At 51.9% G+C, this 24969-nt stretch carries 9 protein-coding genes; 3 read left to right on the forward strand and 6 right to left on the reverse strand.

What is annotated here, in order from left to right; all coding sequences use genetic code 11:
• Positions 1–28 precede the first annotated feature (28 nt).
• Genes IMCC3135_RS12945 through IMCC3135_RS12955 form a run of 3 tightly spaced genes read left to right on the forward strand, consistent with a single transcriptional unit; the run spans position 29 to position 4112 of the window.
• On the forward strand, positions 29–361 hold the full coding sequence (locus tag IMCC3135_RS12945) for a sarcosine oxidase subunit delta (RefSeq protein WP_088918002.1): 333 nt from the start codon (positions 29–31) through the stop codon (positions 359–361).
• The gene (locus IMCC3135_RS12950; RefSeq protein ID WP_205738025.1) at positions 358–3411 is read left to right on the forward strand and encodes a sarcosine oxidase subunit alpha family protein; all 3054 of its coding nucleotides are present in this window, start codon (positions 358–360) and stop codon (positions 3409–3411) included. Before IMCC3135_RS12945 ends, IMCC3135_RS12950 begins: the two co-directional genes overlap by 4 nt.
• Positions 3408–4112, forward strand: a complete 705-nt coding sequence (locus IMCC3135_RS12955) for a sarcosine oxidase subunit gamma (protein ID WP_088918003.1) — start codon at positions 3408–3410, stop codon at positions 4110–4112. Before IMCC3135_RS12950 ends, IMCC3135_RS12955 begins: the two co-directional genes overlap by 4 nt.
• On the opposite strand, the gene IMCC3135_RS12960 is transcribed toward IMCC3135_RS12955, so the two are convergent.
• The 6 genes from IMCC3135_RS12960 to IMCC3135_RS12985 all read right to left on the reverse strand — a co-directional run bounded on the left by IMCC3135_RS12960 (position 4105) and on the right by IMCC3135_RS12985 (position 24840).
• Positions 4105–18015 (reverse strand): cadherin domain-containing protein, encoded by a 13911-nt coding sequence (locus IMCC3135_RS12960; RefSeq protein WP_088918004.1) that lies wholly within the window; start codon positions 18013–18015, stop codon positions 4105–4107. The two genes, IMCC3135_RS12955 and IMCC3135_RS12960, sit on opposite strands and share 8 nt — an antisense overlap.
• 165 nt (positions 18016–18180) lie before the next feature.
• Positions 18181–19347, reverse strand: a complete 1167-nt coding sequence (nspC, locus tag IMCC3135_RS12965) for a carboxynorspermidine decarboxylase (RefSeq protein ID WP_088918005.1) — start codon at positions 19345–19347, stop codon at positions 18181–18183.
• A 124-nt stretch (positions 19348–19471) separates the two neighbouring features.
• Positions 19472–20668: a saccharopine dehydrogenase family protein gene (locus tag IMCC3135_RS12970; RefSeq protein WP_088918006.1), complete on the reverse strand. Its 1197-nt coding sequence runs from the start codon at positions 20666–20668 to the stop codon at positions 19472–19474.
• A gap of 54 nt (positions 20669–20722) precedes the next feature.
• Positions 20723–22711 carry a biosynthetic arginine decarboxylase gene (gene speA / locus IMCC3135_RS12975; RefSeq protein ID WP_088918007.1) on the reverse strand — a complete coding sequence of 663 codons (1989 nt, stop codon included), beginning with the start codon at positions 22709–22711 and terminating at the stop codon, positions 20723–20725.
• An 8-nt stretch (positions 22712–22719) separates the two neighbouring features.
• Entirely contained in the window at positions 22720–23688 is a 969-nt protein-coding gene (gene speB / locus IMCC3135_RS12980) for an agmatinase (RefSeq protein WP_088918008.1), read from the reverse strand.
• A gap of 12 nt (positions 23689–23700) precedes the next feature.
• The gene (locus IMCC3135_RS12985) at positions 23701–24840 is read right to left on the reverse strand and encodes a GNAT family N-acetyltransferase/peptidase C39 family protein (protein WP_088918009.1); all 1140 of its coding nucleotides are present in this window, start codon (positions 24838–24840) and stop codon (positions 23701–23703) included.
• Positions 24841–24969: the final 129 nt, after the last annotated feature.

Consider the following 24969-nt stretch of genomic DNA (forward strand, 5'->3'; position numbering starts at 1 on the left):
GATAAATCGACTAAAGAATAACGCTGCCATGTTTCTGATTCATTGCCCCTATTGCGGTGAACACCGCGAAGAAGAAGAGTTTCACGCTGCTGGACAGGCACACTTGCCTCGGCCACTGGACCCCGACTCAATGACGGATGAGGAGTGGGGGAACTTTCTCTTCTACCGTAAGAATCCACGCGGAGAGCATCGCGAGTTATGGGTGCATGCGGCCGGTTGTCGCAAGTTTTTCAATGTGGTTCGTAATACTCAAACCTATGAAATATACGGTACTTACAAGGTTGGTGAAATGCTCGAATTCGATGGAGCTCCCGAGGTCGGTCCGACAGGTTCCGTGATGAACTGGAAATCACCCTCATGATGACGTCTCATCAGCTGGCTATGCAGCAACGTAACCGACTGTCATCGGGTGGGCGGATAGATCGCAGCAAGCCGTTGGCATTTACATTTGACGGTCGTCGCATGCAAGGGTATGAGGGCGATACACTTGCCTCGGCACTGCTGGCTAACGGTGTAGACGTTATCGGTCGCAGTTTCAAATACAGTCGTCCGCGCGGCATCATGACGGCAGGTGTGGAAGAGCCAAATGCGGTGTTGCAGATTGGCGCTACCGAAGCGACTCAGACACCGAATATCAAGGCGACCGAGCAGAGCTTGTACGATGGTCTGGTCTGCAAACCGGTTAATGGCTGGCCGAATGTCAACTTCGATGCCATGGGCCTGGTAGGCAAGTTCGGCGGTGTGCTGATGTCGCCGGGTTTCTACTACAAGACTTTCATGTGGCCTAAATCTCAATGGGAAAATTATGAGAAATTGATTCGCAAGGCGGCAGGGCTGGGTCGTAGCCCGAAGCTGCCTGATGTGGACCGTTATGATCATATGAACCACCACGTGGATGTGCTGGTCGTTGGTGCGGGACCTGCTGGTCTGGGCGCAGCCCTGAGTGCTGCGAGGCAGGGGGCACGAGTCATGATCGCGGATGAGCGCTCAGAGTTCGGTGGTTCTCTGCTTTTCAGCAATGACTCCATTGATGGTCAGCCAGCGATGCTGTGGGTGGAGAAGTGCGTTGCAGAGCTTGTGCAGATGAAGAATGTGACTGTCATGAGTCGTGCAACAGTCACCGGCTATCATGATCACAACTTTCTAACCATCAGTGAGCGTCGTAGCGAGCATCTTGGCGACAGAGCGCCGGAGAACATGACACGCCAAAGACTGCACAAAGTGCGGGCGGGTAGTGTGGTCTTGGCTACGGGGGCACACGAGCGTCCATTGGTTTTTGGTAACAACGATCTGCCCGGTTGCATGGTGGCCTCCAGTCTGTCGCACTACATCAACCGCTTTGCGGTTGTACCCGGAAACAAGCTGGTTGTCATGACCAGTAATGACTCGGGCTACCAATGTGCATTTGACTGGGCTGATGCGGGACGGCAGGTAGTTGCTATCGTTGATACACGTCGTGAACCTGACGGCACTGTCACCGATACCGCTCTGCAACGAGGCATCAAGGTCATCACAGGCTCCGCCGTGGTGGAAGCCAAAGGTCGTTCTCGCGTGACAGGTGCTTTGGTTATGCCGATCAATGCAGGGGCTACCTTTGTGACCGGTGATGGGCAGTTGCTGCCATGCGATACGCTTGCCAGTAGTGGTGGTTGGAGCCCGGTTGTACATCTGTCCTGCCATACCGGCAGCCGACCTGTGTGGTCTGAAGAGATACTCGGCTTTGTGCCAGGTGCAACCATTGAGCAGTGCTGGAGCTCTGGAGCCATGGCGGGTGTTCAAACTTTGGGTGATTGTCTGGTCGATGGCATGCAGGCAGGTAGTGATGCGGCTTCGGCAGCCGGCTTTGTGGCCATGCAAGAGATAGCCGGGATTCCGCCGACAGCATCTGGCAATGATGTAGTTTGTGAGGCGATGCCGGCATTTCTCATCCCACACAGCAAGCCGTGCAGTCGAGCGCCAAAACAGTTCGTTGACATGCAGAACGATGTCACGGCTGCAGGCATAGAAATGAGTACGCGTGAAGGCTTTGAATCCATCGAGCACGTCAAGCGCTATACGGCGATGGGCTTCGGCACGGATCAAGGCAAGACAGGCAACATCAACGGTCTGGCAATTGTTGCCAAAATTCTGGGTAAAACCATTCCGGAAACCGGGACAACGGTGTTTCGTCCAAACTACACGCCTGTCAGTTTCGGTGTCGTGGCAGGTGCTCACACGGATCTGCTTTTTGACCCGCAACGTTTCACCCCGATGCATAGCTGGCATCTGGAGAACGGTGCTGAATTTGAAAACGTAGGCCAGTGGAAGCGTCCCTTGTATTTTCCGGTAGGGGACGAGACGATGGAAGAGGCTATTGCTCGTGAGCAATTGGCCACCAGAAACGGTGTCGGCATCCTGGATGCGACAACACTGGGGAAAATAGATATACAAGGCAAGGATGCACGGGAATTTCTGGGACGTGTCTATACCAATGCCTGGGCGAAACTGGAACCAGGGCGTTGTCGCTATGGTTTGATGTGTGCCGAGGATGGCATGATCACGGATGATGGCGTGACGTCCTGTCTTGCAGAAAATCACTTTCTGATGACCACCACCACCGGTGGTGCAGCGCACGTTCTTTCGTGGCTGGAGGTTTATCACCAGACTGAATGGCCTGAAATGGAGGTGTTCTTCAATAGTGTGACGGACCAATGGGCAACGATGACCATTGCCGGGCCTGACAGTCGCAAGCTATTGGCGAAGTTGACCGATATCGATCTGTCGGCGGATGCCTTTCGTTTCATGGATTGGCGAGAGGCGAAAGTTGCGAATATTCCGGCTCGAGTATTCCGAATATCTTTCACCGGTGATCTTTCCTATGAGATCAACGTACCGTCTCACTACGGTTTGCAGGTATGGAAAGCACTGTTTGAAGCAGGCAAGGAATTCAATCTGACGCCCTATGGTACTGAGACCATGCATGTATTACGGGCCGAAAAAGGCTTCATCATCGTGGGTCAGGATACAGACAGATCAATGACACCTTATGACATGGACCATGGTTGGGCAGTATCCAACAACAAACCATTCAGTTTCATTGGTAAGCGGGGCATGAATCGTTCGGACTGTCTGCGCACAGATCGCAAGCAGCTGGTTGGTCTGATGACGACGGATCCGCAGGCTGTATTGCCGGAAGGGGCACAAGCCGTTCGAGATCCTCAGCAGGCGATTCCCATGACGATGGTTGGTCATGTCACGTCCAGCTATCACAGTGCCTTTCTGGGCCGGCGTATCGCCATGGCGGTGATCAAGGACGGAATCCAGAGAAAGGGTGAGAAAGTCTATTTCCCAATGACTGATGGTTCGTTCATCGAAGCAGAAACCTGTTCCACCGTTTTTCTTGACGCCGAAGGCAGCAGGCAAAAAGCATGAGTAAGCTGGATAAAACAATAGCGGTGATGGACCTGCATGTCGGTAGTGATATCGCTGATGTGGTCGAGCTGTCTCCATTGGCACATGTGGGTCTGCCTGCGCGTGGTGGTCCGGCATCCATATCGAGAATCGTGCGGGCGAAAGCCTCATCCAGAACGCTGGTTGCCAGTGCAGTGCTGGAAGAGGCGTCGGTAACGGGTATTCTCGTGCTACGTGCCAGTACTGGCAAAGAGGCGCTCGCAAGTGCATTGCAAACGACATTGAATGTGAAGCTGCCTGAAAGGCTTGCGAGTCATTCCATCAGTGACAAGTATTGTGTTCGCTGGATGTCTCCAGACGAATGGTTACTGACTTGTCCATTGGATGAAGCATTTGAGCTGGAGAACAAGTTGAGAGCGGCAGCGGACGGACCGATTGCCATTGTCAATGTGTCTGGTGGTTACAGCCTGCTGACCTTGTCCGGAGAGAGTGCACTGAAGGTACTTAAAAAGAGTACTTCATACGATGTTCACCCGGACAGCTTTGGTCCGGGGAAAGTAGTCAATACGGTCATGGCGAAGGCCCAGGTAACTCTACGAGCCGTGGGTGAAGATCGCTATGAAATCATTGTCAGGAGAAGTTTTGCCGACTATCTCTGGTTATGGTTACAACGTGCCGGCAAGGAGTATGGGCTCGAAGCATTCTCTTTAACAGCTAGCTGAACGAGTCGTTCGACTCGTCGTCGGATTCGCGTTTGTGAAGTATCGGGATGGGGTCAATTGCACTCCATAGCGGTGCACTGGTTCTTGCTGCGGACAATAGCAGGCCGGCTTTGAACATCCAGGTGACAAAGCCGGCTGTCAGTGCAACACTGGCTACTCCACCGATAGCCAATATTGTCGTTTCTTGCTGCTGGTCTCTGGATTGAGAATCTTTCAAATCTTGCGACAGGCTATTCATACCGCTAGAGTCCAGTGGTGACAGAGTCAATGTGAATGGCATGAAATCATAGCCTTCAATGACCAGGTTCGTTGTCACCAGTCCACGACTCTTGATACCTTCGAGTATGTTGAGCAATCTGGTTTGCGCGCTTGCGGTTTCATTCGCAATATGTTGTGTTTGTGAATATTGCTGAATGTCCGCGTTACTGGCTGATTCGGATTGATAGATCGAAATGCCGTCGGTCGTTGCTGTCAACAAGTCCTCGATGAGTACGTCGGTATCGGCACTTTCAATATCCACATTCTCAGGGTCGATAGAGCCTTCAGACTCGATGGATGCCATTCCATCGATTCTTTGATGGTCCGGTGTCGGTGGGGAGGGACGTCCGGAGTCGGCTTTATGTTCGGCAAGCGAACCCGATACGTCCGGCAAACTTGGCGATGCAATATCCGGCATGGCAGCAGCGAGTCTGGGATCGCCCAATATAGTGATCATCAATGTTGCTTCGGTAGCATTGCCTTCTGTATCAATGAGCATGACCTGCAAGGAATATTGGCCCTTGTTCAATTGCTGGTTTTGAGTAAGTTGTGCAGTTTGCGCATCGTAGGTAAAATACGGTTGGGCACTCCCACCTGTGATTTGCAACGTGACCTGATCCTGCAAGTCTGGGTCAAACACTTGTATCTGTCCGATGACACCCGTAAATTGCGCTGAGCTGCTCATCTCGGTTGTATTCAGAGTGGGTGCCATGTTTACGTCGGTAACCTTCACCAGGATAGCCTGTGTCGTTGCAGTTCCGTTAGCATCAGTAGCAGCGACCGTCAATTCGTATCGATTCGAATTAGAGGTATCTCTGGGTGCTTCAAAATCTGGCGATAACTTGAAGCTCAGATACCCGGTGGATGCATTGATCTGAAAATGAACCGCATCGGGCCCACCTGTTATCGAGTACTGAACAGAATCACCATCCAAATCTGTTGCATTGACTTGACCGACGTCAGCCTGGTTCTCGGGAGTGCTGAATGTCGAGGAGGATACGATCTCAGGTGCACTATTGACGTTCTCAACCGAAATCAGAAAGCTGTGGTTCGAAGTGGATTTGTCAGAAGAGCTGGCAGTTACTTCTATCATGTAGCTGAATTCTGACTCGCGACCTAACGACTCAGTGAGTGTTATCACACCCGTTGACTCGTCGATGGTAAACAGCCCATTTGCATTGTTGGTCAGCGAGTAGGTGACCGTAGCGGTACTGTCGGTGTCTGTGGCGGATGCTGTAATTCCAACGACAGTCCCGATAGCCGCTTTGTGATCGATGGAGTTATCACCGGTATCTATATCGGTAATCGGACTGATCTGGAACTCGTTGGTATCACCGACCAGAATGACGAATGACTGTGTGGAAGTAGATGAATCGCTTGAGGTGGCGGTGACTTCGATTGTATGGCTGGCAGCTGTTTCTCGATCCAGTGCACCGGCTAACGTTACGATACCTGTGGTGGCATCAATGGAGAACAAGCCATCGGGGTTATTGGATAGTGTGTAGGAAACCGTGTTGTTGGTACTGTCTGCATCAGTAGCTGAGGCAGTGACACCAACCGTTGCACCTGCGGTTGCATTCTCGTCGACCGTGTTGGCTGCGGCATCGCTATCGGTTACGACTCCTACATCAAATTCATCGCTATCGCCAACCAGGATGACGAATGATTGTGTCGAGGTGGAAGAGTCGCTAGAGGTCGCAGTCACTTCAATGGTATGACTGGCGGCGGTTTCTCGATCCAGCGCACCGGCCAAGGTCACGATACCCGTGGTGGCATCGATGGAAAACAAGCTGCCGGGGTTGTTGGATAATGAGTAGGAGACGGTGTCAGCACCATCGGTATCACTGGCTACAGCCGTGACGCCAACCGTTGCACCTGCCGTCGCTTTCTCGTCGACCGTGTTGGCTGCGGCATCGCTATCGGTTACGACGCCAACATCAAATTCATCTGCATCACCGACGAGGATGATGAATGATTGTGTTGAGAAGGACGAATCAGTCGATGTGGCGGTGACTTCAATGGTATGGCTGGCAGCTGTTTCTCTGTCTAGCGCACCGGCCAAGGTCACAACACCAGTGGTGGCATCAATGGTAAACAAGCTACCGGGGTTGTTGGACAATGAGTAGGAAATAGTGTCCGTGCTATCAGCGTCACTAGCCGAAGCCGTGACACCAACCGCTGCACCTGTCGTCGCATTTTCGTCGACCGTATTGGCTGAGACATCGCTATCGGTTACAACGCCTACATCAAATTCATTTGCATCACCGATGAGGATGATGAATGATTGTATGGCAGTGGAGGTGTCGCTTGAGGTGGCAGTCACCTCAATGGTATGACTGGCAGCGGTTTCCCGATCCAGTGTACCTACCAAGGTCACGATGCCCGTGGTGGCATCAATGGCAAACAAGCTGCCGGGATTATCGGACAAGGAGTAGGAGACGGTGTCAGTACCATCGGCATCACTGGCTACAGCCGTGACACCAACTGTTGCACCTGTCGTCGCATTTTCGTCGACCGTATTGGCTGCAACATCGCTATCGGTTACAACGCTTACATCAAATTCATCTGCATCACCGACGAGGATGACGAATGATTGTGTTGAGAAGGACGAATCAGTCGATGTAGCGGTCACTTCAATGGAATGACTGGCAGCTGATTCTCTGTCTAGCGCACCGACCAGAGTTACGACACCGGTGGTGGCATCAATGGAAAACAGGCCACCAGGATTGTTGGACAATGAGTAGGAAATAGTGTCCGTGCTATCGGCGTCACTGGCCGAAGCCGTGATTCCCACCGTTGCTCCCGCAGTTGCACTCTCGCTGATTGTATTGCTGGCGGCATCGTTGTCGGTTACAACGCCTACATCAAATTCATCCACATCACCGACGAGAATGACGAATGATTGTGTTGAGGAGGATGAGTCAGTCGAAGTAGCAGTCACTTCAATGGTATGACTGGCAGCGGCTTCCCGATCCAGCGCGCCGATCAAGGTCACGATACCCGTGGAGGCATCGATGGTAAACAAGCTACCGGGGTTGTTAGATAATGAGTAGGAAATAGTGTCCGTGCTATCGGCGTCACTGGCCGAAGCCGTGATTCCCACCGTTGCTCCCGCAGTTGCACTCTCGCTGATTGTATTGGTGGTGGCATCGTTGTCGGTTACGACGCCCACATCAAATTCATCCGCATCACCGACGAGGATGATGAATGATTGTGTTGAGGTGGATGAATCGGTCGACGTGGCGGTGACTTCAATGGTATGGCTGGCAGCGGCTTCCCGATCCAGCGCGCCGATCAAGGTCACGATACCCGTGGAGGCATCGATGGAAAACAAGCTACCGGGATTGTTGGACAATGAGTAGGAAATAGTGTCTGTGCTATCAGCGTCACTAGCCGAAGCCGTGACACCAACCGTTGCACCTGTCGTCGCATTTTCGTCGACCGTATTGGCTGAGACATCGCTATCGGTTACAACGCCTACATCAAATTCATCCACATCACCGACGAGGATGATGAATGATTGTGTTGAGGAGGATGAGTCGGTCGACGTAGCAGTCACTTCAATGGTATGACTGGCAGCAGCTTCCCGATCCAGCGCGCCGATCAAGGTCACGATACCCGTGGAGGCATCGATGGTAAACAAGCTGCCAGGATTGTTGGACAATGAGTAGGAAATAGTGTCCGTGCTATCAGCGTCACTGGCTTCAGCGGTGATACCAACGGTTGCCCCCGCAGTTGCACTCTCGTTGATTGTATTGGTAGCGGCATCGCTATCGGTTACAACGCCTACATCAAATTCATCCACATCACCGACGAGGATGATGAATGATTGTGTTGAGGAGGATGAGTCGGTCGACGTAGCAGTCACTTCAATGGTATGACTGGCAGCAGCTTCCCGATCCAGCGCGCCGATCAAGGTCACGATACCCGTGGAGGCATCGATGGTAAACAAGCTACCGGGGTTGTTAGATAATGAGTAGGAAATAGTGTCCGTGCTATCGGCGTCACTGGCCGAAGCCGTGATTCCCACCGTTGCTCCCGCAGTTGCACTCTCGCTGATTGTATTGGTGGTGGCATCGTTGTCGGTTACGACGCCAACATCAAATTCATCCGCATCACCGACGAGGATGATGAATGATTGTGTTGAGGTGGATGAATCGGTCGACGTGGCGGTGACTTCAATGGTATGGCTGGCAGCTGTTTCTCTGTCTAGCGCACCAGCCAAAGTCACGATGCCCGTGGTGGCATCAATGGTAAACAAGCTGCCGGGATTGTTGGATAATGAGTAGGAAATAGTGTCTGTGCTATCAGCGTCACTAGCTTCAGCGGTGATACCAACGGTTGCCCCCGCAGTTGCACTCTCGTTGATTGTATTGGTGGCGGCATCGCTATCGGAAATGGCACCAACATCAAATTCATCCACATCACCGACAAGGATGACAAATGACTCTGTGGCTGTGGAGGTATCGCTAGAGGTGGCAGTCACTTCAATGGTATGACTGGCAGCTGATTCTCTGTCTAGCGCACCGACTAGGGTTACGACACCGGTGGTGGCATTAATGGTAAACAAGCCACCGGCGTTGTTAGACAGTGTGTAGGAAACCGTATTGTTGGTACTGTCTGCATCGGTAGCTGAGGCTGTGATGCCAACCGTTGCCCCTGCGATCGCATTCTCGTTGACCGTATTGGTTGCTGAATCGTTGTCGGTTACGATGCCTACATTAAATTCATCACTATCGCCAACCAGAATGACAAATGACTGAGTCGAGGTGGATGAATCGGTCGATGTGGCGGTGACTTCAATGGTATGGCTGGCAGCTGTTTCTCTGTCTAGCGCACCGGCCAAGGTCACAACACCGGTGGTGGCATCAATGGTAAACAAGCTGCCAGGATTGTTGGACAATGAGTAGGAAATAGTGTCCGTACTATCGGCATCACTGGCTATAGCGGTGACACCAACCGTTGCTCCCGCAGTTGCATTCTCGTTGATTGTATTGGTAGCGGCATCGCTATCGGTTACGACGCCTGCATCAAATTCATCCACATCACCGACGAGAATGACGAATGATTGTGTTGAGGAGGATGAGTCAGTCGACGTAGCAGTCACTTCAATGGTATGACTGGCAGCGGCTTCCCGATCCAGTGCGCCGATCAAGGTCACGATACCCGTGGTGGTGTTGATATCAAACAACCCACCGGCGTTGTTAGACAGTGTGTAGGAAACCGTATTGTTGGTACTGTCTGCATCGGTAGCTGAGGCTGTGATGCCAACCGTTGCCCCTGCGATCGCATTCTCGTTGACCGTATTGGTTGCTGAATCGTTGTCGGTTACGATGCCTACATTAAATTCATCACTATCGCCAACCAGAATGACAAATGACTGTGTCGAGGAGGATGAATCGGTCGATGTGGCGGTGACTTCAATGGTATGGCTGGCAGCTGTTTCTCTGTCTAGCGCACCGGCCAAGGTCACAACACCGGTGGTGGCATCAATGGTAAACAAGCTGCCAGGATTGTTGGACAATGAGTAGGAAATAGTGTCCGTACTATCGGCATCACTGGCTATAGCGGTGACACCAACCGTTGCTCCCGCAGTTGCATTCTCGTTGATTGTATTGGTAGCGGCATCGCTATCGGTTACGACGCCTGCATCAAATTCATCCACATCACCGACGAGAATGACGAATGATTGTGTTGAGGAGGATGAGTCAGTCGACGTAGCAGTCACTTCAATGGTATGACTGGCAGCGGCTTCCCGATCCAGTGCGCCGATCAAGGTCACGATACCCGTGGTGGTGTTGATATCAAACAACCCACCGGCGTTGTTAGACAGTGTGTAGGAAACCGTATTGTTGGTACTGTCTGCATCGGTAGCTGAGGCTGTGATGCCAACCGTTGCCCCTGCGATCGCATTCTCGTTGACCGTATTGGTTGCTGAATCGTTGTCGGTTACGATGCCTACATTAAATTCATCACTATCGCCAACCAGAATGACAAATGACTGTGTCGAGGAGGATGAATCAGTCGATGTGGAAGTGACTTCAATGGTATGACTGGCAGCTGTTTCTCTGTCTAGCGTACCGACCAGAGTTACGACACCGGTGGTGGTATCAATGGTAAACAAGCTACCGGGGTTGTTGGACAATGAGTAGGAAATAGTGTCCGTACTATCGGCATCACTGGCTATAGCGGTGACACCAACCGTTGCTCCCGCAGTTGCACTCTCGTTGATTGTATTGGTCGCGGCATCGCTGTCGGAAATAGCACCAACATCAAACTCATTCACATCGCCGACGAGGATGACGAATGACTGTGTCGAGGAGGACGAATCGGTCGATGTGGCAGTCACTTCAATGGTATGGCTGGCAGCGGCTTCCCGATCCAGTGCGCCGACCAAGGTCACGATACCCGTGGTGGTGTTGATATCAAACAATCCACCGGCGTTATTGGATAGTGTGTAGGAGACAGTGTTGTTGGTACTGTCTGCATCAGAAGCAGAAGCGGTGATGCCAACCGTTGCCCCTGCGGAAGCATTCTCGTCGATCGTATTGGTGGCAGCATTGCTATCAGTTACGACACCGACATTAAATTCATCGATATCTCCAACCAGGATAACGAATGACTGTGTCGAGGAGGATGAATCGGTCGATGTGGCTGTGACTTCAATGGTATGGCTGGCAGCAGTCTCCCGATCCAGCGCGCCGGCTAAGGTCACGACACCGGTGGTGGCATCAATGGAAAACAAGCTGCCGGGGTTATTGGATAATGAGTAGGAAACAGTATTGTTGGTACTGTCTGCATCAGAAGCTGACGCCGTGATCCCAACGGTTGCCCCTGCGGACGCATTCTCGTCGATCGTATTGGTGGCAGCATCGTTGTCGGTTACGACACCGACATTGAATTCATCCACATCACGGACCAGGATAACGAATGACTGTGTCGAGGAGGATGAATCGGTCGATGTGGCAGTCACTTCAATGGTATGACTGGCAGCGGCTTCCCGATCCAGTGCGCCGATCAAGGTCACGATACCCGTGGTGGTGTTGATATCAAACAAGCCACCGGCGTTGTTAGTCAGTGTGTAGGAAACCGTATTGTTGGTACTGTCTGCATCGGTAGCTGAGGCTGTGATGCCAACCGTTGCCCCTGCGATCGAATTCTCGTTGACCGTATTGGTTGCTGAATCGTTGTCGGTTACGATGCCTACATTAAATTCATCACTATCGCCAACCAGAATGACAAATGACTGTGTCGAGGTGGATGAATCAGTCGATGTGGCAGTGACTTCAATGGTATGACTGGCAGCTGTTTCTCTGTCTAGCGTACCGACCAGAGTTACGACACCGGTGGTGGTATCAATGGTAAACAAGCTACCGGGATTGTTGGACAATGAGTAGGAAATAGTGTCTGTACTATCGGCATCACTGGCTATAGCGGTAACACCAACCGTTGCTCCCGCAGTTGCACTCTCGTTGATTGTATTGGTGGCGGCATCGCTGTCGGAAATAGCACCAACATCAAACTCATTCACATCGCCGACGAGGATGACGAATGACTGTGTCGAGGAGGATGAATCGGTCGATGTGGCAGTCACTTCAATGGTATGACTGGCAGCGGCTTCCCGATCCAGTGCGCCGATCAAGGTCACGATACCCGTGGTGGTGTTGATATCAAACAACCCACCGGCGTTATTGGATAGTGTGTAGGAGACAGTGTTGTTGGTACTGTCTGTATCAGAAGCAGAAGCGGTGATCCCAACCGTTGCCCCTGCGGAAGCATTCTCGTCGATCGTATTGGTGGCAGCATTGCTATCAGTTACGACACCGACATTAAATTCATCGATATCTCCAACCAGGATAACGAATGACTGTGTCGAGGAGGATGAATCGGTCGATGTGGCTGTGACTTCAATGGTATGGCTGGCAGCAGTCTCCCGATCCAGCGCGCCGGCTAAGGTCACGACACCGGTGGTGGCATCAATGGAAAACAAGCTGCCGGGGTTATTGGATAATGAGTAGGAAACAGTATTGTTGGTACTGTCTGCATCAGAAGCTGACGCCGTGATCCCAACGGTTGCCCCTGCGGACGCATTCTCGTCGATCGTATTGGTCGCGGCATCGTTGTCTGTTACGACACCGACATTAAATTCATCAATATCGCCAACGAGGATAACGAATGACTGTGTTGAGGAGGACGAATCGGTCGATGTGGCAGTCACTTCAATGGTATGGCTGGCAGCGGCTTCCCGATCTAGTGCGCCGACCAAGGTCACGATACCCGTGGTGGCATTGATAGTAAACAACCCACCGGCGTTATTGGATAGTGTGTAGGAGACAGTGTTGTTGGTACTGTCTTCATCAGAAGCAGAAGCGGTGATCCCAACCGTTGCCCCTGCGGAAGCATTCTCGTCGATCGTATTGGTGGCAGCATTGCTATCAGTTACGACACCGACATTAAATTCATCGATATCTCCAACCAGGATAACGAATGACTGTGTCGAGGAGGATGAATCGGTCGATGTGGCTGTGACTTCAATGGTATGGCTGGCAGCAGTCTCCCGATCCAGCGCGCCGGCTAAGGTCACGACACCGGTGGTGGCATCAATGGAAAACAAGCTGCCGGGGTTATTGGATAATGAGTAGGAAACAGTATTGTTGGTACTGTCTGCATCAGAAGCTGACGCCGTGATCCCAACGGTTGCCCCTGCGGACGCATTCTCGTCGATCGTATTGGTCGCGGCATCGTTGTCTGTTACGACACCGACATTAAATTCATCAATATCGCCAACGAGGATAACGAATGACTGTGTTGAGGAGGACGAATCGGTCGATGTGGCAGTCACTTCAATGGTATGGCTGGCAGCGGCTTCCCGATCTAGTGCGCCGACCAAGGTCACGATACCCGTGGTGGCATTGATAGTAAACAACCCACCGGCGTTATTGGATAGTGTGTAGGAGACAGTGTTGTTGGTACTGTCTTCATCAGAAGCAGAAGCGGTGATCCCAACCGTTGCCCCTGCGGAAGCATTCTCGTCGATCGTATTGGTGGCAGCATTGCTATCAGTTACGACACCGACATTAAATTCATCGATATCTCCAACCAGGATAACGAATGACTGTGTCGAGGAGGATGAATCGGTCGATGTGGCTGTGACTTCAATGGTATGGCTGGCAGCAGTCTCCCGATCCAGCGCGCCGGCCAAGGTCACGACACCGGTGGCGGCATCGATGGAAAACAAGCTGCCGGGGTTATTGGATAATGAGTAGGAAACAGTATTGTTGGTACTGTCTGCATCCGTGGCTGTAGCGGTGATCCCAACCGTCGCCCCAGCCGTCGCATTCTCGTCGACCGTGTTGATTGCCGAATCGTTGTCGGTTACGACGCCGACATCAAATTCATCCACATCGCCGACCAGAATGACAAATGACTGGGTGGTGGTCGATGAATCCGAAGAGGTGGCCGTAACTTCAATAGTATGACTGGCCGCCGTTTCTCGATCCAGAGCACCTGTCAGCGTCACGACGCCCGTAGTGGAATTTATGGCGAACAATCCACCGGCGTTATTGGACAGTGCGTACGAGACTGTGTCGGTGCTGTCTCCATCACTGGCTATAGCGGTGACGCCGACGATTGCACCTGCTTTCGAATCTTCCTTGACAATGTTTGAATCGGCATTGTTATCGGTTACAACCCCCACATCAAATTCATCGACATCACCAACCTGAATGACAAATGACTTGTTGGCAGTGGATAAATCAGAAGACGTAGCAGTGACTTCGATAGTGTGACTAGCTGCAGTTTCACGGTTCAGGGCCACAGCGGTGGTCACTTTTCCCGTAACAGTGTCTATTGAGAACAGGTTGCCCGGGTTACTACTTAGCGAGTAGCTAATGGTCTGCCCAGCATCACCGTCGCTGGTATCGGCTTCAATACCGACACTGCTTCCGATTGCGCTGTTTTCATCAACTCGGTCAGCAAGTCCATCGATGTCTACGATTGACCTCAATGGTTCATCAGCAGCATCGTTGATGTTGATGATGACATTCTCGGTATCATCCGCATTTACTCCATCGCTGGCGGTGATGCTCAATGTAAATTGTTGAGAGTTCTCATAATCGATGGCGGCAGTGTTCGCTACCGTAATCTCGCCAGTGTTCACATCAATTGCAAACGCATTTCCTGTATTCCCACCAGCGATGCTCCACGTAATAGACCCTACCGTATCAGGGTCATTAGCAGTCACAGTGCCTACAACAGTGGTGTCAATGGCATCCTCATCAATTGAAAATGATTGTGCTGCATCTATAACCGGTGCATTGTCATTCAGATCCGTGACCGTGACGGAAAGGGCCTGCGTGCTGGTCGCGTTTGATGTTCCAGACCCATCATTGACTCCTACTGTCACATTGTAGATATTGTTGCCGCCATTATCTGTAGGGGCTTCAAAATCGGGTGCTACCTTGAAACTCAAAGCTCCTGTAACCGCGTCTATCTGGAACAAGCTGGAATCAGTTCCTCCGGCAATGCTATAGCTGAGTGTATCCCCGGTATCGCCATCGCTCGCGATGACATTACCAACCGCGCCCTGGTTCTCTGCAATGCTGAAGCCGGAAGGTGAGCTAAAGACAGGTGCCTGATTGACCGAGACGTTTATTGTGAAGCTCTGCGTGTCAGTCAGTCCGCCAGCATCGGTCACCACCAGAACCACATTGTGCGGGCCACCTTGTCCAGGGCCTGGTGTGCCGGTTAGCTTGCCTGAGGTGGAGCCATTGTTGATGACGGTTAACCACGAAGGTAGAGTAGTTGCCGAGAATGTAAGAGTATCGCCAGCATCTATATCTGTAGCGGAAAGGTTGTATGTATATTGTAAGTCGGCTGTTGCATCGACGATCGGACTGGAAGTGATTACGGGGTTTTCATTGACATCTTCTACTGCGATTGTGAAGCTTTCATTGGTGATCGAACCATCACTAGAGGTCGCTAGAACAGTGATTGAATGCGAATTGCCTGTTTCCTTGTTCAGGTCGCCAGCCACTGAAACAACGCCAGTATTGGAATCGATTGTGAACTTGTCATCTGATGAGTTGGATAGGGTGTACGTGATTGTTTGACCGGCATCGCCGTCGCTTGTATTGGCGGTAATTCCCACCAAAGTACCAGGCGTACTATTTTCGGGAACTGAATCGACAGTGGGATCGGTATCGCTTATGGTAGCCAAACCCTCAGAAACGTTATTGACCGTGACGGTTATTTCCTGAGTGACGACACCACCATAACCATCATCAACTTCCACAGAGACGAGGTAGTCGTTGTCACCATTCGCACTCAAGGGTGTCTCGTAATCGGGAGGCGACAGAAATGATAGCTGTCCTGTACTCGAATCTATAGTGAAGAATGAGTAGTCCTTCGTGCTTACCAAACTATATACAGGTGTGTCCCCATTAGAGTCATTGGTGGTGATAGTACCTACTGAAGACGAATTCTCATCGACATCGAATGAATTCGAGGAGGTGAAAACAGGATCAGAATTTGACCGCACGGTTTCAATATTTTCTGAGAATTCAGATGTGCTTCCATAATTACCACCAGCAGAAAATTCAGTTGTGGTTGATGTGATATAAGTGCCTACGGCAACATTTGCACTAAATGCGAACGCTCCATTGACAGTGCCACTCGCGCCTGTTGAGAAATTAGTTGAACCTAGATACACAGAGGCTCCGCCATGTCCGGAAGCATTCGGTGTATCAGTGGCGAAAAACTCTATTCTATAACTCTTGTTAGGTGTAGTGTTCAGGCTGCCGGTGATTGTGAGGCTGCCACTTTCATCTGTTATTGCAGAGGTTAAAACGGTGTAGTTCTGGTAATCATTCGGACCGCTATCTACATCGTCTACATCATTAGCAGTAAGGCTACCTCCATTCAATGATATGGCCTGTCCTGCATTGTTTTCTATGATATTGCGTAGAATAGAGTTGCCGATCGAATTGGATCCGGTAATTCTTATCCCATCACCCTCATTGCTGGTAATAATGTTTCCATCCCCAGCGACAAGGCCTCCAATGGTATTGTCGCTTGCATCATTATCTATCCAAATACCAGAACCAGTATTTGCAATATCAACAGTGATTGTTTCATCAAGCCCAATAACATTGCCTGATATAACGTTGCCAGTTGTATTGGATCCGGATATTCTTATACCTGATCCTTCATTGCCTGATATGACGTTGCTGTACTCTGTACCAATGGTATTGTCGCTGGCACCATCTGTTAAGTAGATTCCTGCCTCGCCGGAAGCGCCGCTACCATTAGCGATTGATTGCTCGTCCCAGCCAAAACCAATATAGACATTGTTGATGGCGTTACCGGTGCTGCCTGAGCCTGAAATATGAATACCGGATAGTGCATTGTCTGAGATCAGGATTCTTTCAATATTCGTCCCTGATATAGTGGTCGAGCCGATGTTGTTGTTCTTGCCATCGATAATTTCTATGCCGTACTTGCCATTGCCAAAATTAGCTGTTCCGTCGCTGCCAATATCAGTTTGAGTGATTGTATGTGAGTCAGTTTTATCTATCAGGATGCCAGAGTCTTTGAAATCTCTGATGGATAAGCCCTTGATGACACTGCCATCTGATCCGCTAGCGAGTGTGAGTCCGTTGCCTGAGGATGTTCCTGTACCGACAATGGTTATGGAAGGATAATTGGGCGCGCCGGGATATGTTGTTCCATCAATGGTCAGGGGTTTCTTTATATCTGGCAGTTCCGAAGTCAAATAAATATAGTGATACTCTGAGAAAACGATGATGCTGTCATCGTTGTCAGCATTGGCTTGTTCAATGGCCCAGCGCAAGGAATTGGTACCACTATCCTGGTTGTTGCTGACGGTATACGTGGTCGCCAAGGTACTACTGTAGTCGCTGAGCAGTACATCACCCATCTCCGTATTAGCCTCGATAGCCCCCGATCTGTATTCGAGCTGCCAATCACCGCCAAGTGCACTGGAGCCAGTCAAATTGGTCGAAGCGGCAACATCTGCGGTAGTCAACTGCCCCAATAGAGTTGCGAACTCGATGCCTGCTTCTGAACCGACAAGGTCGCAGCCGTAGATCAGCAGATCAGCGTCGTTAGTCAGGGATTGGGACCAGGCACTGATCTGGTCTGCACGAATCAAAAGATCCTGAGCGTCGATCGTTGAATTGCCCAATTGCAATTCGGCCTGCTGGCCATGGGAGAAGATATGCACGGCAGAAACGGATTCATATTTCGCCAGCAACTCTGAAATCTGATCAATTCCATCCCGGTCGGTATCCAGAAATTCAATGATTCTGGTAGTGCCGTCCTGAGTGGAAAGTTGCTCGGCGATCCAGTCTGAATCCTCCAGCGATCTATCGATGATGACCAGTTCGATAGGAGGTGTGGTGGCCTCCGATTCCTGAGCTGTGACAGAACTTGCTTCCACTTGATAGTAAGGGGCCACCACAGCTGAGGCTGGCTCACCACCTGGAAAAGTGTTATCAGCAAAGGCTTGGTTGGCAGCAAACAGGCTTGCAGCATCGGCTGAAAACAGCAGTCGTGGCTCCAGAGCTTCCAGCTTGAAAGAATCCCTTTTACCCGGCTCTATTGAGCTGTGCTTTTTTTGCTTCATTTCCCCTGGACCTGCAGAGCACGTGCGTTCCAGCGGGCTGGAGCCGACGGCTGATAGATGTGCGCAGGTGCAAAATGCACAGATTGCGCAGTATTTCAAATCAGTTATCGGCGGGCTCTACTGCTGCTTGAACGCGTGGCCCAATGCGGCCTCAGGGGGTTATTTTCAGGACAGGCGGTTCTTGAAGTCTTCGTAGCCAAATTGCCTGACTATCTGCAGCTCATCGGTGCGGGAGTCCCAGACAGCCAGTGAGGGCAGGGGAATGCCGTTGAAGGTGCTGGTCTTGACCATGGTGTAGTGGGCCATGTCATCGAACACCAGTCTGTCACCAATGTGCAGCGGCTCACGAAAACTGTAGTCACCGATGACATCACCCGCCAGGCAGGTCATGCCGCCGAGCCGATAAGTATGAGCTTGTTCACCTTTTTCTGCACTGTTCAGAACATGAGGTCGATAGGGCATTTCCAGCGTGTCTGGCATATGACAGGTGGCGGAAATATCCAGAATGGTCTGTTGGTAGTCTGTTGGTATGATGTCGAGTATTTCACTAACCAGTACACCGGAGTGAATGGCAACCGCTTCGCCTGGTTCCAGGTATACCTGAACGTCATAGCGAGCAGCGAAGTCCTTGATCAGCTGGATAAGCTCTTCGACTTGATACCCCGGCTCCGTCACCAAATGACCGCCGCCGAAGTTGACCCACTGCATGTGCGGCAGGACGTCTGCGAAGCCGGCTTCAACCGCTTCCAGTGTGCGTTTTAATGGCGGTACATCCTGTTCACACAAAGTGTGAAAGTGCAGGCCGCTGATGCCTTGCAATTCATCGACTTCGAATTGCGCGCGGGTGATGCCCAGTCGAGAGCCCGGGGCGCAGGGATCATAGATAGGCGTAGTACCTTCAGAGTGTTCCGGGTTGATCCTCAAGCCGGCTTTCAGGCTCGGTCGACGAGCTTGTTCAGTAAAAACAGATTCGCGAAATCGTTTCCACTGGCCGAAGGAATTGAAAACAAGGTGGTCTGCGATAGGCAGTAATTCATCCAGATCAGCGGCAGAATAAGCGGCGGAGAATACGTGTACTTCACCCTTGTAGTGTTCGCGTCCGAGCCTTGCTTCATGCACGCCACTGGCGCAAGTACCGTCCAGATACTGTGATACCAGAGGGGCCAGGTTCCACATCGAAAAGGCTTTCAATGCCGACAGGACTCGGGCTCCGCTCTGGTCGGCCACATGCTTCAATATCTGCAGATTCGCTTCGATACAGGCGCGATCTACAACAAAGCAGGGCGAGGGTACGCGCTGGGTATCGAATTTTGAAAAAGTGTTTTCTGTCACAGTAAAAATGACTCTGTCGTTGTCGCTGAGTAGCGCAGCAGGAGAGGACCGCGATGGATCCTCTCCGCTGCTGTTTTGCCGTTTGGCAGGGCGACGCTATTCAGAAGTCGCCAACCACCGCGTTCTAATCCAGGCTGACTGTCTCAGGCGTGGTTTCAGTCCAGGGCAGGCCGAACTTGTTCAGATCAGCCATGAACGGATCCGGGTCAAGCTGTTCGACATTCCAGACACCTGGCTTCATCCAGTGACCTTCAAGCATCATCTTGGCGCCGATCATGGCCGGTACACCCGTGGTATATGAAATAGCCTGTGATTGCACTTCGGCATAGCAGGCTTCATGATCACTGATGTTGTAGATATAGTATTGCTTCTGTTCGCCGTCTTTGACACCACGAATCAGGCAGCCAATACAAGTCTTGCCCTTGGTCAATGGACCGAGACTGGAGGGGTCAGGCAGCAGGGCTTTAAGAAATTGCAGAGGAACAATTTCCTGACCGTTGAACTGCACAGGATCGATGCGCGTCATGCCCACGTTTTCCAGCACTTCCAGATGCTTCAGGTAGTTGTCCGAAAAGGTCATCCAGAATCGAGCGCGCTTGATCTCTGGCAGGTGAGTAGTCAATGACTCGAGCTCTTCGTGATACATCAGGTACATCGGCATCTTGCCAATACCTTCGGGGAAGTCGAATTCGTGGCGAACCGATAAAGGATCGGTTTCCTGCCACTCACCGTTTTCCCAATAACGACCCTTTGCCGATACTTCGCGGATATTGATCTCCGGGTTGAAGTTGGTGGCAAAAGGCTGACCATGATCACCGGCATTGCAGTCAATGATATCCAGATACTCGATGGTGTCGAAGTGGTGCTTTTTTGCGTGTGCGGTGAAAATACCTGTGACACCCGGATCAAAGCCACAACCCAGTAGTGCCATCAGCCCGGCTTTCTTGAACTTGTCCTGATAGGCCCACTGCCAGTGGTATTCAAATTTTGCTTCGTCAGGTGGCTCATAGTTCGCCGTATCCATGTAATGCACGCCGGCTTCCAGGCAGGCATCCATCAAGTGCAGATCCTGATAAGGCAGGGCAACGTTGATGAGCAGGTCAGGTTTTTCCTCGTTAAGGAAGATGACCATGGCCGGTACATCGTCTGCATCAATGGTGGCCGTTCGGATAGGGCGATCCAATTGCGCGGCAATTGCCTTGCATTTGGATTCTGTACGGCTGGCCAGAACGATTTCGTGGAAGACATCGGGCAATTGCGCACATTTGTGTGCGACCACGCCGCCGACGCCTCCCGCTCCTACAATTACAACTTTAGACATGCTGACTCCTTGATAACTGTTTGGGCTTGTCCGCCGCACTGGCGCCCGTGAATGTCAAATGTTCTCATAATATGTGTAGCCACCGAGACTCTCGGTGAAGCTTTTCACAATGGTGCGCCGCTCTGCTACGGTCAGGTGACCGGATCGTACCGCCCGTTCAGCGACATGTCGAAAGGACTCCAGCAGGGTGGCTGGTTGATACTCGACATAACTGAGTACGTCGGCAATCGTATCGCCGTGCAACTCGCGCTCGTACTGAACAGCGCCATCTGCTGTGATGCGGATGCTGGCAACGTTGGTATCGCCGAACAGGTTGTGCAGATCTCCCAGCGTTTCCTGATAGGCACCGACCAGAAATACACCCAGAAAGTAGTCTTCTCCTTTGCGTACTTCATGCAGAGGCAAGGTGCGGGACTGGCCACTGGGATCGGCGAAATGATCAATCTTGCCGTCACTGTCGCAGGTGATGTCAGCGATGAATGCTGTACGTGTCGGTTCTTCGTTCAGTCTATGAATGGGCAGCACCGGAAAAACCTGCTCGATAGCCCAGGTGTCGGGCAATGACTGGAAGATACTGAAGTTGCCGTAATAGATATCGGAGGTACTTTCGGAAAGATCCTGCAAAACCGCTGGCACACGCGCAACGTTGGGCAGTTCCTCGCGAATACGTTCGATGATCTGCAGGTAGGTGTTGTCAGCCATGGCCATGGCACGCAGCGTACTGGTACCGCGTCGGAACCGATCCCGCATTTCTTCACGGTAGAAATTGGCGTCGTTAAAACACTCCTGAAGGTTATCAGGGCACACGCTATCCCGCACTTCCCTCAGGCGTAGAATCTGCGGATCTTCGTTCAGATCAGAGACTGTGGACTCGGTCGAATCAGCTGCTGCAGAGTCGCTTGCAGGCGCTTCGGCATCCATTGATGAATCGGGCAGGGGATTGGAGTCGGTCACATCCAGAATATTGAACAGCAATACGGAGGAATACGCCACGGTTGCACGTCCGGATTCTGTGATGAGTTCCGGGTGCGCTATGTCCAGTGGGTTCAGGACTTCCAGGATCGTATCGACAATGTCGGCACAGTATTCATCCAGCTTGTAATTCATGCTGTGCGTCCAGTTACTCTGGCTGCCATCATAGTCAACCGCCAGGCCACCACCCATATCCATATGGCCCATGGGAGCACCTTCACGAACCAGGTCCACATAATAGCGACAGGCCTCGGCAACCCCCGCACGTACGTTCATGATGTTGGGAATCTGCGAGCCGATATGGGCATGCAGCAGTTTCAGGCAATCAAGCATATCGGCTTCTTTGAGCAAATCCACCACTTCCAGAAGTCTTGCCGTGGACAGGCCAAAAATGCTGCGATCGCCGCTATCTTCCTGCCAGTGCCCGTCTACTCGTGTCGATAATTTTACGCGTACGCCGATCAGGGGCTTGATATCCAGTGCGCGGCTTTGTTCGATGATGATGCGTGCTTCGGTGGGGTTTTCCACAACAAAGAAGCAATCGATTCCCAACTTGCGTGCATAGAGGCCAAGCTGGATGAATTCTGCATCCTTGAAACCATTACAGATGATGGGGCTCTCATGGCTTTCCAGAGAGGCCATGGCGATCAGTAACTCGGCTTTGCTGCCGGCTTCAAAGCCATGGTTGTAGGCGCTGCCCGCACGGGCGATTTCCTCGATCACATGGCGTTGCTGGTTGACCTTGATCGGGAATACACCACGATAGCGATTGAGGTAGCCGCCATCCTTCATGGCGCGGGTAAAAGCCTCGTTGATGACCTTGATGCGATGATCAAGTATGTTCTCGATTCTGAGCAGCACAGGTGGTTCCAGTCCACGCTCGCGCAAGCCTTCCATAACGGTCAGCAGAGAGACTCGAGGGCTATCCGGGTTTTCTGGATCGATGACGACCATATGGCCATGCTTATCGGCACTGAAGTAGCCGGCACCCCATTCATCGATACCATAGCGTTCGGCGGATTGGGCAACGCTCCAGACAGGAGTGTCGTCATTGTCAGAAGGTCGCTTCATGCCAGTACTCACAGTCGACCTACACCTCGTTTGATGGCACCGCGTTGACTGGCCAGTACACATAACCAGTCATGAGCGACTGAGGCTGCTGCCAGAGCCGTGATTTCTGCATGATCATAGGCTGGCGCAACTTCAACCACATCCATGCCGATCAGGTGCAAAGGTTCCAGACCGCGTACGAACTCGAGTGCCTGCCAGGTGGACAGACCGCCAACAACAGGAGTACCCGTGCCGGGGGCAAAGGCTGGGTCCAGCCCGTCAATATCGAAAGAGAGATAGACCGGTTGATCACCGGCTCGCTCAATCACGACTTTTAGTGCTGCCTCGATTCCATTGCGATGAATCCACGGCGAGGTAAGAATTTCAAAACCTGCATCATGGTCGTTATAGGTTCGCAAACCTACCTGAGTGGAGCGGCTCGGATCAACAATGCCGTCGGCTATGGCGCGCGTGAACATGGTGCCGTGATCGAGCTGACTGCCATCATCTTCCCAGGTGTCGCAATGCGCATCAAATTGCACGAGAGCAATGGGGCCGTATTTTTCTGCATGAGCCTTGAGAAGCGGGTAGGTGGTGAAGTGATCTCCACCGAAGGTCAGCATGCGCGCGCCAGATTCCAGAATGCCTGTGGCATGGGCGGCGATATCGTCGATAACAGTTTCCGGATGGTGAGGGTCAACGACACAATCGCCGTAATCCACCACGGACAAGGTTTCGAAGGGGTCGAAGCCGAAGGGGAAAGCGAGCAATTCGGCCATTTGCACCGAGGCTGCACGAATGGCGCGAGGACCCAGGCGGCAACCTGAGCGATAGGTGACCGCACAGTCATAGGGGATGCCACTGACGACAACATCGACACCCTCCAGATCGCGACTGTAGCGTCTTCGCAGAAAGCTCAGTGCACCCGCATAGGCTGGCTCGGGCCAGCGCTCTTTGTTCGACTTGGCACGAAATGCCTGATCACCTGTTTTGCTCATTTTCGGGGGGTGTTACTCGGTTAGGGGCGGGCAGAGGCACATCGCTGCCTGCATGCGTGATTGTCCAAAGTGAATCATACGTTCAAAGTCATCGATGCGCACGGGTACCGACTGTGTATCGCCCGGAGCCTTGCTCAACTGAGCATCGACATCGGGATCGTGAAGGTAGACAAAACTGTCGTCTGCGGCCACCAGAACCACCCAGTGAGGGGCCTTGTTGTCGTTGAAACGCCAGGAGCTGATCAGCACTAGTGGGACACAGCCAGATGACAAAGCGGTGACAAGTGCCGCTGAATCAAAACCCGCATAAGAGACTTCAATGTCGGTCTGTCCGATTTGTGTGAGGAAGTCCTCATGAACCAGCTCCAGCACGGCTTTCTTGTCGGCGCGCCGAACCCCATCCAGAAACAACGGTCCCGAATCATTGAGCATCAGACGCGCATGAAAGCCACGCCGATGAGCTGCCAGAGCCAGTCCATGGGGGCTGCAGCCACCATGCCCCGAGGTCATGTAAATGGTGGTGGCCTCACGCCATAGTTGCAATTCCAGGGTGCGATCCGCCTGCAGGGAAGGATCTAACGCTCGCATGGCCATGATCAGACTGGCCGGCCCGCAAGAAAAGTCCAGTGTCTGCTCGTAGTAGGGAACGGTATGGGAAATGCTCGGTGAGGTGCTCAGGATGCGCTTCTGATAGCGCAGAGCATCCCCGTGGTCCTGATAGTAATCTTCATGTGTGCCAAACAATTTGTAGCCGTTGCGCTCATACAAGGCAACCGCTTTGACATTGCGTGGATCGACCTCCAGCCTCAGGTATACACATTGATGGGAGAGCGCCATTTGCGCAGCTTCATCGAGCAGTAACCGGCCAAGACCACTGCCGCGATGCAAAGGCGACACCGCCAGCGAATAGAGGCGGGCCAGAGAGGTCCCCTTGTGGAACAGTACCAGGACGTAGCCGGTCAGCTCATCGGATTCCATGCAGACGTTGAGCTGGGCGTTGGCACGGGTGATCATCCAGCGAAATTGTCGCCGGTTTATCCTGTCACCGGAAAAACACAAGTTCTCCAGAGCAACCAGTTTGTCGACATCCTCCAGCGTGGCAAGGCGTATGAGTTGACTGGATGTCGTTTTTGGGAAGGTGATGGCGTTCATCAGTACGTATCGGAAGGTAGGGAAATATTCAACGTGCTATCACTATTACACGGGTATCTGCCGATAGCGGCAGGGTGCAAGTACTCTTCCAATACGTCTTTCTATCCAATACAGTAACTATCAGGGTCT

It is taken from the genome of Granulosicoccus antarcticus IMCC3135 (assembly GCF_002215215.1).
GTDB classification, from domain to species: Bacteria; Pseudomonadota; Gammaproteobacteria; order Granulosicoccales; family Granulosicoccaceae; genus Granulosicoccus; species Granulosicoccus antarcticus.

Bases quoted from the DNA above. Each gene is read 5' to 3' on its own strand.
- IMCC3135_RS12945 (WP_088918002.1), top strand. From the start codon at position 29: ATGTTTCTGATTCATTGCCCCTATTGCGGTGAACACCGCGAAGAAGAA.
- IMCC3135_RS12950 (WP_205738025.1), top strand. From the start codon at position 358: ATGATGACGTCTCATCAGCTGGCTATGCAGCAACGTAACCGACTGTCA.
- IMCC3135_RS12955 (WP_088918003.1), top strand. From the start codon at position 3,408: ATGAGTAAGCTGGATAAAACAATAGCGGTGATGGACCTGCATGTCGGT.
- IMCC3135_RS12960 (WP_088918004.1), bottom strand. From the start codon at position 18,015: ATGAAGCAAAAAAAGCACAGCTCAATAGAGCCGGGTAAAAGGGATTCT.
- IMCC3135_RS12970 (WP_088918006.1), bottom strand. From the start codon at position 20,668: ATGTCTAAAGTTGTAATTGTAGGAGCGGGAGGCGTCGGCGGCGTGGTC.
- speA (WP_088918007.1), bottom strand. From the start codon at position 22,711: ATGAAGCGACCTTCTGACAATGACGACACTCCTGTCTGGAGCGTTGCC.
- speB (WP_088918008.1), bottom strand. From the start codon at position 23,688: ATGAGCAAAACAGGTGATCAGGCATTTCGTGCCAAGTCGAACAAAGAG.
- IMCC3135_RS12985 (WP_088918009.1), bottom strand. From the start codon at position 24,840: ATGAACGCCATCACCTTCCCAAAAACGACATCCAGTCAACTCATACGC.